Origin of the sequence: Escherichia sp. MR (assembly GCF_005280595.1) — a bacterium.
Classification (GTDB): domain Bacteria; phylum Pseudomonadota; class Gammaproteobacteria; order Enterobacterales; family Enterobacteriaceae; genus Escherichia; species Escherichia ruysiae.
This window is the reverse complement of the sequence record NZ_SZVK01000127.1, coordinates 1-905: the sequence shown is the minus strand read 5'-3', so window position 1 is coordinate 905 and position 905 is coordinate 1. Positions and strand designations below refer to the sequence as shown.

Here is a 905-nt window from a genome sequence, read left to right as displayed (position 1 = left end):
TCGGTGGAGCTGCATGACAAAGTCATCGGGCATTATCTGAACATAAAACACTATCAATAAGTTGGAGTCATTACCCGGTGTGCCTGTTTATTACTGGCGTCTCTATTTTGAATATTCAGCTCTGGTATTCCGCAAAAGCAGAGAGCCTGGCGGGGGCGAAGTACGCCGCCAACAACATTAATCATATTCTTGAGGAAGCGTCACAGGCGACTCAAACGGCGATGGAAATTGCAGGGAAAAGGTGTGATCTGGATGAACAATATCAGCTAGGTACAGAGGCCGCGCTGAAACCCCATCTGCGGACGATCATCATTCTCAAACAAGGTGCTGTCTGGTGTACATCGCTGCCGGGTAATCGGGTACTGCTATCCCGTATTCCTGAGATACCAGACAGTAATTTGCTGTTGGCTCCGGCGCTCGACACTGTAAATAGATTACCCATTCTGCTCTATCAGATTCAGTTCGCTGATACGCGTATCCTAGTGACTATTAGCGACCAGCATATCCGTGGGGCGCTCCATGTGCCGTTGAAGGGGGTGAAATATAGTTTGCGCGTGGGGGATAATATTATTGGGCCGTCGGGAGATGTGACAACTCTCAATGGCAGACATCAACTTTCTGGACGGGTTAACTCCACTGAATATCATTTCAGTATTATCTATAACCAGCCGCCGCTATTTAGCTTTACCAGAATGATCGACAAAGGCTTGGGTATTTTGATATTCAGCCTTTTAATATCCTGTTCCGCTGCCTTTTTACTTGATAAATATTTCAATAAGACAGACACACCTGAAGAGATTCTGCGTAGGGCGATAAGCAATGGTGAGATTGGTAATGACTCTAACTTATTGATAGTGTTTTATGTTCAGATAATGCCCGATGACTTTGTCATGCAGCTCCACCGA

The 905-nt window shown here is 45.9% G+C and carries 2 protein-coding genes and 1 pseudogene; 2 read left to right on the top strand and 1 reads right to left on the bottom strand.

Going from position 1 to position 905, the window contains the following annotated elements; translation table 11 throughout:
- Positions 1-60 (top strand): IS1 family transposase (locus FC814_RS23870; RefSeq protein ID WP_071528444.1); only part of this gene is annotated, 60 nt, incomplete at its 5' end.
- Positions 57-830 (top strand): annotated as a pseudogene (locus tag FC814_RS22545) (CSS-motif domain-containing protein); the annotation flags it as partial. The gene FC814_RS23870 and the pseudogene FC814_RS22545, both read left to right, overlap by 4 nt.
- Positions 831-845: 15 nt before the next feature.
- Here the strand turns inward: FC814_RS22545 and FC814_RS23865 are convergent.
- On the bottom strand, positions 846-902 hold the full coding sequence (locus tag FC814_RS23865) for an IS1 family transposase (protein WP_003032489.1): 57 nt from the start codon (positions 900-902) through the stop codon (positions 846-848).
- Positions 903-905: the final 3 nt, after the last annotated feature.